Source organism: Paracoccus marinus (assembly GCF_007018965.1).
GTDB classification, from domain to species: Bacteria; Pseudomonadota; Alphaproteobacteria; order Rhodobacterales; family Rhodobacteraceae; genus Paracoccus; species Paracoccus marinus.
The window spans coordinates 135,939-148,567 of sequence record NZ_VJYZ01000010.1; the positions used below are offsets into that span (position 1 = coordinate 135,939).

General features: G+C 70.2%; 12 protein-coding genes and 1 tRNA gene. 8 read left to right on the forward strand and 5 right to left on the reverse strand.

What is annotated here, in order from left to right:
• Positions 1–4: 4 nt before the first annotated feature.
• The 5 genes from FNF32_RS06385 to FNF32_RS06405 all read right to left on the reverse strand — a co-directional run bounded on the left by FNF32_RS06385 (position 5) and on the right by FNF32_RS06405 (position 5,040).
• Entirely contained in the window at positions 5–1,072 is a 1,068-nt protein-coding gene (locus tag FNF32_RS06385) for a DNA topoisomerase IB (RefSeq protein WP_131673257.1), read from the reverse strand.
• Positions 1,073–1,175: 103 nt separating this feature from the next.
• Positions 1,176–2,144: an esterase-like activity of phytase family protein gene (locus FNF32_RS06390; protein ID WP_131673258.1), complete on the reverse strand. Its 969-nt coding sequence runs from the start codon at positions 2,142–2,144 to the stop codon at positions 1,176–1,178.
• On the reverse strand, positions 2,120–2,983 hold the full coding sequence (gene mepA / locus FNF32_RS06395; RefSeq protein ID WP_425467895.1) for a penicillin-insensitive murein endopeptidase: 864 nt from the start codon (positions 2,981–2,983) through the stop codon (positions 2,120–2,122). Before mepA ends, FNF32_RS06390 begins: the two co-directional genes overlap by 25 nt.
• Positions 2,983–4,389 (reverse strand): MFS transporter, encoded by a 1,407-nt coding sequence (locus FNF32_RS06400; RefSeq protein WP_131673259.1) that lies wholly within the window; start codon positions 4,387–4,389, stop codon positions 2,983–2,985. Before FNF32_RS06400 ends, mepA begins: the two co-directional genes overlap by 1 nt.
• 66 nt (positions 4,390–4,455) lie before the next feature.
• Positions 4,456–5,040 (reverse strand): acyl-CoA thioesterase, encoded by a 585-nt coding sequence (locus FNF32_RS06405; RefSeq protein ID WP_131673260.1) that lies wholly within the window; start codon positions 5,038–5,040, stop codon positions 4,456–4,458.
• Positions 5,041–5,272: 232 nt separating this feature from the next.
• Here FNF32_RS06405 and FNF32_RS06410 point away from each other — a divergent pair, with 232 nt between their 5' ends.
• The 8 genes from FNF32_RS06410 to rplK all read left to right on the forward strand — a co-directional run bounded on the left by FNF32_RS06410 (position 5,273) and on the right by rplK (position 12,629).
• Entirely contained in the window at positions 5,273–5,566 is a 294-nt protein-coding gene (locus FNF32_RS06410) for a YggT family protein (RefSeq protein ID WP_131673261.1), read from the forward strand.
• Entirely contained in the window at positions 5,566–7,596 is a 2,031-nt protein-coding gene (gene recQ, locus FNF32_RS06415) for a DNA helicase RecQ (RefSeq protein ID WP_131673262.1), read from the forward strand. Before FNF32_RS06410 ends, recQ begins: the two co-directional genes overlap by 1 nt.
• A gap of 346 nt (positions 7,597–7,942) precedes the next feature.
• Positions 7,943–8,254 (forward strand): heme oxygenase-like domain-containing protein, encoded by a 312-nt coding sequence (locus tag FNF32_RS06420; RefSeq protein WP_131673263.1) that lies wholly within the window; start codon positions 7,943–7,945, stop codon positions 8,252–8,254.
• Entirely contained in the window at positions 8,247–10,844 is a 2,598-nt protein-coding gene (locus FNF32_RS06425) for a GAF domain-containing protein (RefSeq protein ID WP_131673264.1), read from the forward strand. The genes FNF32_RS06420 and FNF32_RS06425 overlap by 8 nt, the downstream gene beginning before the upstream one ends.
• 76 nt (positions 10,845–10,920) lie before the next feature.
• Positions 10,921–10,996: transfer RNA gene (locus FNF32_RS06430), tRNA-Trp, on the forward strand.
• Positions 10,997–11,118: 122 nt separating this feature from the next.
• On the forward strand, positions 11,119–11,319 hold the full coding sequence (gene secE / locus FNF32_RS06435) for a preprotein translocase subunit SecE (protein ID WP_131673265.1): 201 nt from the start codon (positions 11,119–11,121) through the stop codon (positions 11,317–11,319).
• A 227-nt stretch (positions 11,320–11,546) separates the two neighbouring features.
• The gene (gene nusG / locus FNF32_RS06440) at positions 11,547–12,086 is read left to right on the forward strand and encodes a transcription termination/antitermination protein NusG (protein ID WP_131673266.1); all 540 of its coding nucleotides are present in this window, start codon (positions 11,547–11,549) and stop codon (positions 12,084–12,086) included.
• A 90-nt stretch (positions 12,087–12,176) separates the two neighbouring features.
• Positions 12,177–12,629 (forward strand): 50S ribosomal protein L11, encoded by a 453-nt coding sequence (rplK, locus tag FNF32_RS06445; protein ID WP_131673267.1) that lies wholly within the window; start codon positions 12,177–12,179, stop codon positions 12,627–12,629.

Sequence of the window (12,629 nt, forward strand, 5' to 3'; positions counted from 1 at the left end):
GCGCCTACGCGGCGTCGGCGAGCCGTTGTTCCAGGAACCGCAGCACCCGCGCCTCCTCGGCCTGCAGGCCGCTCGCGTCCAGTTCGTCCGCGATCTCCTCCTGCACTTCAAGCACCAGGTCGCGGGCAAGGTAGCTGTCGATCACCTGCGGGTGGATGTAGCACTTGCGGCAGATGGTGGGCGTATTCCCCAGCCGCCCCGCCACCCGCTCGATCGCGTCGCGGACGTTGCGCTTGGCGGCGGCGTCGCTGTCCACCGCCTCGTATTCCGCCAGCGCCATCGCGGCCAGCACCGTGCCGGTCCAGGTGCGGAAGTCCTTGGCAGTGATGTCGCGGCCTGTGATTTCCCGCAGATAGGCGTTGACGTCGCCCGACGCGACCTCGCGCCGGTCGCCGTCCTCGTCGAGATACTGGAACAGGTGCTGGCCGGGCAGGTCCTGGCTTTGCCGCACGATCTTCGCGATCCGGCGGTCGCGGACCGACAGGTCCCACTGCTTGCCCGACTTTCCCTTGAAGCGGAACCGCACCTCAGACCCGGAGATGTCGGCGTGCCGGTCGCGCAGCGTGGTCAGGCCGTGGGACTTGTTCTGCTTGACATAGTCTTCGTTCCCCACGCGGATCATGGTCGTTTCCAGCAGCCGCACGACGGTCGCCAGCACCTTTTCGCGCGGCATCCCCCGGCGCGACAGGTCCTTGTCGACATGTTCGCGCAAAGCGGGCAGGGCGCGCGCGAACTCCAGCATCCGCTCGTATTTCGCGCTGTCGCGCACCTCGCGGAAGCGGGTGTGATAGCGGTACTGCTTGCGCCCCTTCGCGTCGCGCCCGGTGGCCTGGATGTGGCCCATCGGGTCGGGGCAGATCCACACGTCCTCGTAGGCGGGCGGGATAGCGAGCTTGCGGATGCGGGCAAGGTCGGCCTTGTCGCGGATGGGCTTTCCGTCGGTGCCGCGAAAGCTCCACCCCGTGCCGGCGCGGCGGCGGGTGATCCCCGGCTCGGTGTCGTTCACGTAGACAAGGCCCGCGCCCTCAGCCGCGTCCTGCGGATCGACGATGGTTCCGGTATCGTTCGGCATGATGGTTCCGGCGGTGTTCACACGTGCGGAACAGTGGCGGGGCGGGTTTCGTTCCGGCGGCGTCGCCGTGTCGCCTCGTCACCGCGTCGTCCGGGCACGCCCGTCATTCGGTGACGCGGTATTCCACCAGTTCCGTGCGCTGCAGGAACATGAAGTTGTCGTCCGAGATCATCGTCAGCCTGATCCCGCGCCCGTCCTGCCAGACCGAGATCCCTTCGAGGTTGTCGTATTGCAGGTAGCCGGTGGTCAGGATCGTCTCGCCCGCACCGATGTCGTCGGCCAGGGTGCCACCCCCGTCACCCCCGTCACCCACATCACCCAGATCGAACCGCCGCACGCGCGAGGCGAAGCCCAGCACGCCCTTGAAGTCGCGTTCCAGCAGGTAAAGCTTGCCGTCCGGGCCGACATCGGCGCCGACCGGGGCATAGGGGCCGTCGCGCGGGATCGTCCACGGCATCGACCAGCGGTCCCCCTGCCGCAGCCATACGGGATAGGCGTTCATCCCCTCGGGCGGGGCTTCGGGGATGGTCAGCAGCGATCCGTCGGGCAGCACCGCCAGCGCCTCGAGCGCCGTGTTGCGCTTGAGCGAGCGGAAGGCCGGATCGCCCTCGACGGGCTGCGAGGGGGCGTCGGGCGTGTCGAAGCGCGCGATGCGGACCATCCCCTCGAAGCTGACCCAGATGCGGCCCTGCGCGTCGGTGGCCATGCCCTCGCTGTCGCCGATCCAGCCGGGGGGCAGCGGCTTGCCGCGCGTGTCGCGCAGCTGCGACGTGCCCGCCACCGTCAGTTCGCGGATGCGCCCCTGGCTGTCGCGGTGAACGCTGCCCCAGCGCAGCGTCGCGCGGTCCGACAGCGCGGTGTAGCGCGCCCCGTCGGCCGACAGTTCGATCGCCGAGAAGCCGCCGAAATCCTCGGGCGACAGGTCCCAGACATAGGTGCCGACATGGGTCGCGGTGGCGGCGGCCGACGGGGTCGCGGTGGGGGCGGCGGCAAAGACGCACGCGCCCGTCGCCGTGACCGCCAGGAACCCGGCCGCGCCGACCGCCCTCAGCGCCCGACGAGCGCCTGGCATGCGCGCGGCATTTCGCTAAGGCCGTAGCTGCGGGGGTGGCGGTAGTTGGGATCGGAGGGGCCGGCGGGCGGCGGGTCGATCCGGTTGCGAATCCACTGCGCCGCTTCCTCGCAGCCGTCGCCGGCGGGCGGGGGGGCCTGATCCTCGCAGCCGGGCGATCCGGCCTGGCACGACAGGCGGACGTGGAAGTGGAAGTCGTGGCCGTCGATCGGGCGGATCTTGCGCAGGTAGCCGCGGTTGCCGCGCTCGGCCTTGCACATCATCACCTTCGCGACCGGATCGACGAAGATGCGGGCGACGCGCGGGTCGCTGGCGGCGGCGCGGATGATCTGGTGGTGCGCGGCCGACCACAACCCGCTGGGCGCGACCCCGCCCCGCACGACCGACTGCGACGAGATGCTTTCGCGCTGTGCCGGCGACAGCCGCAGCGACGACGGCGGCAGCATCCAGATGTCGGCATCAAGCCCGATCTGGTGGCTGGCGTGGCCGGTGACCATCGGCCCGCCCAGCGGCTGGCTCATGTCGCCGATGTAAAGCCCCTGCCAGCCGACCTGCGTCGCCACCTGCGACAGCCCGACCAGGAAGTCGACCAGCTGCGGCTGGCCCCAGTTGCGGTTGCGCGACAGCCGCATCGCCTGCCAGGTCGGCCCGCTTTCGGGCAGCTGCACGTTGCCCGCCGCGCAGCCGCGCGAATAGCCGCCGATCGCCTGCGCCGGGCCGCCGTTCGAGGCGCGAAAGGACCCGAACACGTCCTTGGCCAGCGGCTCGGCCCGCGCGGGGACTGCCGTCATGGCGACCGCCGCGGCCAGCGCCAGCGCGGCCTTCAGTTTCTTGGGGATCACTGCTCGATCTCTCCTTCTGGATTGACCCATCTTAGCAGCAGGAGCGACAGAAGGAACATCACGATCAGCGGCGAAATGCCCAGCCGCTGGCTGCCGGTCAACTGCGTCACGGCGGCGATGCTGAACGGCGCGAGGAACGCCGTGGCCTTGCCCGACAGCGCATACAGCCCGAACGCCTCGGCCGGGCGGTCGGGGTGGGCGTGGCGCACCATCATCGTGCGGCCCGCCGCCTGCATCGCCCCGCCCGCGCCGCCGATCGCGACCCCGCAGATCAGGAAGATCAGGTCGGGCGCCCGCGATCCGGCCGCGAAGGGGATGCCAAAGGCGCCCGCCCGGTCCATGCCCACCAGCAGCGCGCAGACCGCGGCAAGGATCACCGAGCAGGCGACGATCACCGGCTTCGGCCCCCAGCGCCGGTCCGCGCGCCCGCCGATCCAGCAGATCACCGCCGCCGACAGCGCGCTGATGACGCCGAACACGCCCGACCAGATCACCGGCCAGCCCAGCACGGTGCCCGCATAGATCCCGCCGAAGGAATAAAGCCCGTTCAGCGCGTCGCGCGACAGCATCGACGACACCAGCCACGACGCCAGCGACCGCCGGTGCGCGAGGCTGCGAAGAAGCCGGCCCAGGTCCGCCAGCGCCACGCCGATCCGCACCGGGCGGCGCGGGCCCGCAGGCTCACGCACCCAGGCGAAGAACGGGATCATGAAGACGGCGTACCAGACCGCGGTGAAGGGGCCGACGAAGCGCGTCCCCTCGCGCGCCGCGCCGTCCAGCCCGAAGGCGGGCGGGTTCCCCAGGAGCGTAAGGCCGGTGGTCGCGCTTTCCGCAAACAGCAGCAGCATCACCGCCAGCGACAGGACGCCCCCCACATAGCCGAAGGCGAACCCGCTGCCCGACAGCCGCCCCACGTCGTCCCGGGGTCCGATCGAGGGCAGAAGGGCGTTGGTGAAGATGGTCGTGAACTCCATCCCGATCAGGCCGATGCCGAACAGCATCAGCGTCGGCACCAGCGGCGGGTCCACCGGGGTCAGGATCCACAGCCCCGCCGCCCCCACGACGTAAAGCGCCGAGAACAGCCAGATCCACGGCATCCGCCGCCCCGAGGTGTCGGCGACCGCGCCCAGCACCGGCGCCAGCACGGCGATGAACACGCCCGAGATGGCGAGCGCATAGCCCCAGAGCGACTGCGCCCGCGCGCCCGCCGCGTCCGCCGTCAGGCCGTCCGCCATGAACGAGGTGCGCGCGACCTCGGCGAAGTAGATCGAGAAGATGAAGGTCAGAAGCAGCGTGGCGTAGGGCTGGCTTGCCCAGTCATAGAACCACCAGCCCCAGACCCTGCGCCCGTCGCGGGTTTCCCGCGCCACAGCGCCCCGGCCCTCGGTCACGTCCTGCGTCATGCCTGCCCATCCGCCAAGATGTCCGGGGCCGATCCCCGAAGCTGGCGGCATAAGGCCCGGGCTGCGTCAGGCTGGCAAGTCCCGCGTGCGCTCGGCCGCGGGAACCGGCGGCAGCACCGGGGGCCACGGGCGCGTGCCCTCGGCCGCGATCCACGCCTGCACCCATTCGGGCAGGGGCGGGCTCACGATGTCCTGACCCATCGCCCGGATGATCTCGACCGGCGGCACGATCCCCTTTCGGCCGCTGCCGCCGCCGACGACGGCGACGCGCAGCAGGATCTGGTTGCAGCATTCGCCGCGCGACCACATCGACTGCTCCATGTAGACGAAGCGCTCGTCCCAGCCGACCATCCGCGACACCTCGGTGAACTTCTGCATCACCTTGATGCGGCGGCGATAGCGGACCGAGCTGCCGGCGACCGTGAAGCCCCAGCCTTCTCGCTTCAGCACGTCGGTCAGCCCCATCCGCACCGCCATCGGGATCCGGCCCAGATCGTAAAGCGTCAGCGTGCGGCCGTTGTTCAGCTCCATCCACGGGTCGATGTCCCAGGGCATGCAGCGATGGGTCGAGACGTGGGGGTCGAGCGCGCCGATCCGGGGCGCGCGCCGCGCGCTCGCCAGGCCGGACAGGAAACGGATCATGGGGTACAAGGGGTATCCTTTCGGATCGGGCAGCTTTGCCGTTGGTGGCTAGTGGGGCCGCGAAAGGGCGTCAACCGCGACGCCGCGCAACTCGGACGGGGAAGAACGGCGCGCACGAAGGGGGGACACCGCCGACCTGACGCTTGCGCGCGGGCCCGCCGTCCCCTACCTGACAGCCACGCCCGATCCTGAACCCCGACGATGACGCCCCCAGATCGAACCTGACCGGAAGGACGCCGCCATGACCACGCTCTACCAGGCCCTGATGCTGATCCTGAACGTGGTCTGGTGGATCATGATCGCGCATATCATCATGTCGTGGCTCATCAACTTCCAGGTCCTGAACCTGCGCCAGCCGCTGGTCGCGCAGCTGTGGGACGGGCTGTCGCGCCTGCTCGAGCCGCTCTACCGGCCGATCCGCAGCATCCTGCCGGACACCGGCGGGCTGGACCTCGCGCCGCTGGTCGTGTTCATCGGGATCATCGTCCTGCAGCGGGCGCTCGCCAACAACGCCGGCTTCTTCTTCGGCTACTGATGCCACAGGATCTTCTGCGCGAGGTCTGGGGCTTCGACGATTTCCGCCCCGGCCAGCAGGAGATCGTGCAGGCGGTGGCAGACGGCCGCGACGTCCTGGCGATCATGCCCACGGGCGGCGGCAAGTCGCTGTGCTACCAGCTGCCCGCGCTGGTCCGCGAAGGCGTGACGGTCGTCATCTCGCCGCTGATCGCGCTGATGCGGGATCAGGTCCGCAGCCTGTGCGAGGCGGGGGTGGCGGCGGGCGCGCTGACCAGCGGCAACACCGACGACGAGACGCGCGAGGTGTTCGACGCGCTGGGGCGCGGGGCGCTCAAGATCCTCTACATGGCGCCCGAACGGCTCGCCTCGGGCGGGACGCTGACGCTTCTGCGCCGCGCAGGCGTGACCGCCATCGCGGTGGACGAGGCGCATTGCGTCAGCCAGTGGGGCCACGACTTCCGCCCCGACTACCTGCGCGTGGGCGAACTGAAACGCGCGCTGGGGGTGCCGCTGGCCGCCTTTACCGCCACCGCCGACGCCGAGACGCGGGACGAGATCGTGGCCCGCCTGTTCGACGGCCGTGCGCCCGAGACGTTCCTGCGCGGCTTCGACCGCCCCAACATCCACCTGGCGTTCCAGCCCAAAGACGGGCCGCGCGCGCAGATCATGGACTTTGCCCAAGGCCGCCGCGGCCAGTCCGGCATCATCTACTGCGCCACACGCGCCAAGACCGAAACGTTGCAGGCCGCGCTGCAGGCGGCGGGCATCGCCGCCGTCGCCTATCACGGCGGGATGGAGGCCGAGGCGCGGCGCGAGGTCGAGGGGCGGTTCCAGCGCGAGGACGGGCTGGTCGTGACCGCCACCGTCGCCTTCGGCATGGGGATCGACAAGCCCGATATCCGCTGGGTCGCCCACGCCGACCTGCCGAAGTCGATCGAAAGCTACTATCAGGAAATCGGCCGCGCGGGCCGCGATGGCGCGCCGGCCGAGACGCTGACCCTGTTCGGCCCCGACGACATCCGCCTGCGCCGCACCCAGATCGACGAGGGGCTGGCACCGCTCGACCGCAAGCAGGCCGACCACGCCCGGCTGAACGCGCTTCTGGGCCTGGCCGAGGCCACCGCCTGCCGCCGGCAGGTGCTGCTGGGATACTTCGGCGAGACCGCCGCGCCATGCGGCAACTGCGATCTGTGCGACACCCCGCCCGACGTGTTCGACGCCACGCAGGCGGTGCGGATGGCGCTTTCGGCGATCCTGCGCACGGGCGAAAGCTTCGGCGGCGGGCACGTGATCGACGTGCTGCTGGGGGTGCCCTCGGACAAGGCCGTGCAGCGCGGGCACGACCGGCTGCCGACCTTCGGCGTGGGCAAGGGCACGCCCAAGGGCGAATGGCAGGCGATCATCCGCCAGATGCTGGGGCGCGACCTGATCCGCCCCGACCCGGAACGCCACGGCGCGCTGCGCATCACGGAAACCGCGCACCCGGTCCTGCGCGGCGAGGTGCCGGTCCACCTGCGCCGCGACCTGATCCGCAAGGCGCGCCCCGCCAACGTCGTCAAGACCCAGGTGGACGAGGAGGACGCGCCGCTTCTGTCCGCACTCAAGGCCAAGCGGCGCGAACTGGCCGAGGCGCAGCGCGTGCCCGCCTATGTGATCTTCCCGGACCGCACCCTGATCGAAATGGCGCAGGACCGGCCGCAGACGCTGGACGAGATGGCGCGGGTCGCGGGCGTGGGGGCCAAGAAGCTGGACAGCTACGGCGACGCGTTCCTGCGCGTGATCGCGGGCGAGGTGGCGGCGATGCACCCGGCGCGCCGCGCGCTCGCGGGGCGGGACGCGGGCGCGCTTTACGACCGGCTGACCGAGTTGGCGCGCGACCTGGCGCGGGGCGCCGACGGGACCGAAAAGCCGCTGTCGCTGACACCGTCGCTGCTGCGGCGGATCGCGACGGATCGTCCGGGCGACCTGTCGCGCTATCTAGACGCGCCGCGGCTGGACCGGTTCGGCGCGGCCTTCGCGGCCGAGATCAGCGAGAAGCAAGACGGCTAACGTCTCACGCTCGTAACGGTTCCTTGAACAAATGCTGTGACGGCTCCCGTCTTGACCTGCATCCGCATAGCTGCGCTAGGGTGGGGCGTTCGATTGGACCGGGAGGGCCGTTCTGAGCCAAGCTGGCAATCTTCGCGACAGGCTGCGGGCCGACACCCGTGCCGCGCATGACCGCGTCGATGCCGCTTACCGCGCCTGCGACATCGCGTCGCCGCATGGCCTAGGCCTTTTCCTGTCCGACCACCTGCGCGCCTTTCGCGCGCTGGACCCCGGCCCCCTGGCGGTCCCGCTGCGCGACGAATACTGCGACGCGCTTGCCGCCGACCTCGCCGCTCTGGCGCTGCCGGTGCCGCAGGCGCCGTCGTCGCGGCTGCCGGTCCATCCCGACGCGGCGCTTTACATCTTTCTCGGCTCGCGGCGGGGGGCGCAGATGATGCGGCGGTACTGGGCCGCACACGCGCAAGGCCCGGCGCGGGACGCGGGCGCGTTCCTGTCGCTCGACCCCCGGAACGAGGACTGGCGGCGGCTTTGCGCGGACCTGGCCGCGCGCCCGCCCGACGGCGCGCTGGCCGACCGCATCGTCGCCGACACCATCGCCATCTTCGATCTTTTCGACCCCGTGCCCGCCGCCGCGCTTCCGGAAAGTTGCCATGCCTGACAGCACCACGCCGCAAATCCAGGCAGACCCCGTGCAGTCGGCCGTGTCGCAGGACATGATCGACGCCTGCGCGCAGGAACAGATCCAGTTCCTGGGCCACGTTCAGGATTTCGGCTGCCTTCTGGTGATCACCAGCCAGTGGGTGGTGCGGAACGCATCGGCCAACAGCCAGGCGATCCTGGGGATCGCGCCCGAGGCGCTGGTGGCGCAGCGGCTGACCGATCTTGTGCCCGCGTCCACCATGCACACGCTGCGCGGCAAGGTGCAGGTGATGGGCCGCGGGGACGAGGGGATCCGCCTGTTCGACGTGGACGTGTTCGGCGACGGGCGCGGCTTCGACATCGCGATCCACCGCGACAACCAGACCTTCCTGCTGGAGTTCGAGCCCAAGCGCCCCGACCGGGTCCGCGACCCGGCCGCCGTCGCGCAATCGCTGCTGCCCCGGATGGTGCGCGCCGACACGACCGACGAGTTGTGCGAGATCGCGGCCGACGCGGTCTGGGCGCTGACCGGGTTCGACCGGGTGATGGTCTATCGCTTCGAGCAGGATTTCAGCGGCGTCGTCGTGGCCGAGACGCTGAACGGCGCCGCCTCGAGCTACATGGGGCACCGCTTCCCCGCCTCGGACATCCCGGCGCAGGCGCGCGCGCTTTACCGCCGCAACCTGATGCGGATCATCGCCGACGTGGACGCGCCGGTCCATCCCATCGTGCCCCCGCAGGCCCCCAGCGGCGCGCCGACCGACCTGTCGCTCAGCGTGACGCGGGCGGTGTCGCCGATCCACCTGCAATATCTTCGCAACATGGACGTGGGCGCGTCGATGTCCGTGTCGATCCTGCTTGAGGGCGAGTTGTGGGGCATGATCGCCTGCCACCACGCCGGCGCGCATTACGTCGATTACGAAACCCGCTCGGCGATCGAGCTTTTCACCCAGCTTCTCGCCTACGAGATCGGGTTGCGCGCCGTCCGCGAGGAACGCCGCCAAAGCGAGGCGGCGCTCGACGCCCACGAACGCGTGGCGATGCTGGTCGAAAGCTCGACCAGCCCTACGCCCGACCTTGCCGCCATCGCCCGCGAGATCGAACGGGTGTTCGAGATCGAGGGCGTGGCGATGCTGATCGGCGGCCACTACCACGCCGGCGGCCTTGTCCCCACCCGCGAGGAGTTCACGCGGCTGATGGGCGACGTGGCCCGCAACGGGCTCAGCCGGGTGTTCAGCAGCGACAACCTTGGCCTGTCCAGCCCCGGCGTGGTGGCGCCCGAACGCGGGATCGGCGGGATGCTCGCGATCCCGATCCACAGCCAGCGCGGCGACGGGGTGATCCTGTTCCGGCGCGAGATGACGCGCGACCTGATCTGGGCCGGGCGGCCGGAAAAGGAACGGCTTGCCGACGGGCGCCTGTCGCCGCGCACCAGCTTCTCGACCTGGCGCGAGGAACGGCGTGGCTTCTGCCAGTCCTGGACCCGCGCCGACCAGAGCGCGGCCGAGGTGATGCGGGTCAGCCTGCTGGAAACCACGCTCAGGCTCAGCAGCGACCGCGACCGGATGAGCACCAGCCGCAACGAGCGGCAAGAGGTCGTGATCGCCGAACTGACCCACCGGCTGCGCAACGTCTATACCACCATCGCGGCGGCCATCGACAGCGGCGCCCAGAAGGGCGACGACGCGCTGCGCGGCTTTGCTGCCGAGATGCAGGACCGGCTGGGCGCGATGAAACGCGCAAGCGACGTGCTGACGCGCCGCGACCAGCAGTCAAGCTCGCTGCACCGGCTGATCCGCGACGAGGTGCGCGCTTATGCCGGCGCCGACGACCGGCTGGACTATGCGGGCTGCGACGTGATGCTGACCCCCGTCCAGCGGTCGGCGCTGACGCTGGTGATCCATGAACTGACCACCAATGCCGTCAAGTACGGCGCCTTCGCGGCGGCCGCGGGCCGGGTCGAGGTGACGGTGGACAACACGGCCGATGCGGTCGAGATCGTCTGGCGCGAACGCGGCGGCCCGGCCGTCGCCGCGCCGGGAAGGGTCGGGTTCGGGAGCGCCCTGATCGAACAGACGATCCCGCACGAACTCGGCGGCACGGTCGCGACCAATTTTGCGCCCGAGGGGTTCGAGATGCGGATGCGGATCCCCGGGCTCGCGTCCGCGCCCGCGGGTCAGGCCGCGGCCGAGCGTCCGCGCGTCACCCTGGTTCCGCAGGGCAACCTGCGGCTGTCGGGCCGGGTGCTGGTGGTCGAGGACAACACCATCATCGCCATGAACGCGGCCCAGACCCTGCGCCGCCTGGGCGCCGACGACGTGGTGATCGCGCCCGGCGCGGATGCGGCGATGGCGGCGCTCGATGCCGGCGAGGTGACCTTCGCGGTGCTGGACCAGGACCTCGGCGGCATCAGCTCGCAAGCGGTCGCCGAGCGGCTCGAGGGGGCGGGCGTGCCGTTCGTCATGGCAAGCGGCCTCGTTCCCGACCCGGCCGACACGCAGGGGGTGTTCGGCCGCGCGATCTGGATCGAAAAGCCCTACAGCAGCGAGGCGATCGGGCAGGCGCTTGGCCTGCACTTCGCCGACAGGTTCGCGCAGGCCGACGGCTGAGCCGGCGCCGCGCATCCCCGCCGGACGAAATCCGCTTGATCCGCCCGCCGGGCTGGCTTAAGGCGGGCGTCGGCCTAGGGGTATAGCTCAGTTGGTAGAGCATCGGTCTCCAAAACCGAGGGTCGTGGGTTCGAGTCCCCCTGCCCCTGCCAGCCGCTTTCCGTCCGATCCCTGCGAACCTTGCGACGCCCGTCGGGGCGGCCGCCGGCCGGCAGGCCCCGGACGCTTGCATCCGCGCCGCGGGGTCTTTATCTGAGCCGCTGCACCTGAAGGTATCGCCATGATCAACCCCGCCCAGTTCATCAGCCAGGTCCGCGCCGAAGCCGCCAAGATCGCGTGGCCGGGCCGGCGCGAGGTCGTCACGACGACGATCATGGTATTCGTCATGGCCGCGCTGTTCAGCGTGTTCTTCTCGCTTGTGGACCTCGTGATCCGCACCGGCGTCGGCGGCGTCCTGCGGATCGTTTCGGGCTGAGGACGCGCGCGCCCGTCGCGGGCGCGCAGGGACTGCTGCAGGGCGGACTTGCGGCCCCAAGGCTTGCATTGGCGGTGTTTGGCGGATATGTCCCGGCGACCCGGCCGGACCTGGAAGGCGTGCAGCGAATCGGCATGCGCGCCCTTTGCATTTCCGGGCAGGGGCGATTTACGGATTTTGCGCGGACCCGGTTCCGCGTGCAGGGACGAACGAGGAACGGTCTGGCTATGGCAAAACGGTGGTATTCGGTCAGCGTCCTGTCCAACTTCGAGAAGAAGGTCGCCGAGGCGATCCGCCAGGCTGTGGCCGAGAAGGGGCTTGAGGACGAGATCGACGAGGTCCTCGTCCCGACCGAGGAAGTGATCGAGGTCCGGCGCGGCAAGAAGGTCACGTCCGAGCGCCGCTTCATGCCGGGCTACGTGCTGGTCCACATGGACCTGTCGGACCGCACGCACCATCTGGTGAACTCGATCAACCGCGTCACCGGGTTCCTGGGCGCGCAGGGCAAGCCGATGCCCATGCGCGACGACGAGGTGAACCTGATGCTCAACCGCTCGGGCGACGGCGAGACCAAGGCCGAGCCGCGCAACCTGATCCGGTTCGAGGTTGGCGAGAACGTGAACGTGACCGACGGCCCCTTCGAGGGTTTCGCGGGCATGGTCGAGGAAGTGGACGACGCCGCCGGCCGCGTGAAGGTGACGGTGTCGATCTTCGGCCGGCCGACGCCGGTCGAACTGGAATTCACGCAGGTCAGCAAGGCCTCGTGAGTGTCGTGCGGGAGGCGTCGGCCCACGGGCTGAGCCGCACCGCTATGTCGGCCCGCATGGTGCGGGCGTGATGAAAAAGGAGAAGGCCACATGGCCAAGAAAGTCGTCGGCAGCCTGAAGCTGCAGATCAAGGCGGGTCAGGCAAACCCGTCCCCGCCCGTCGGCCCCGCACTGGGCCAGCGCGGCATCAACATCATGGAATTCTGCAAGGCGTTCAACGCCCGCACGCAGGAAATGGAACCGGGCTCGCCCACGCCGGTCATCATCACCTACTACGCCGACAAGTCGTTCACGTTCGAGACCAAGACCGCGCCCGCGTCGTTCCTGCTGAAGAAGGCCGCCGGCCTGAAGCCGGTGGGCAAGCGCAACCGCGCCAAGGGTTCGGACAAGCCGGGCCGCGCGCAGGCCGGCACCGTGACCGCAGCCCAGGTCCGCCAGATCGCCGAAGCGAAGATGAAGGACCTGTCGGCCAACGACGTCGAGGCCGCGATGCAGATCATCCTCGGCTCGGCCCGTTCCATCGGTATCGAGGTGAAGGGCTAA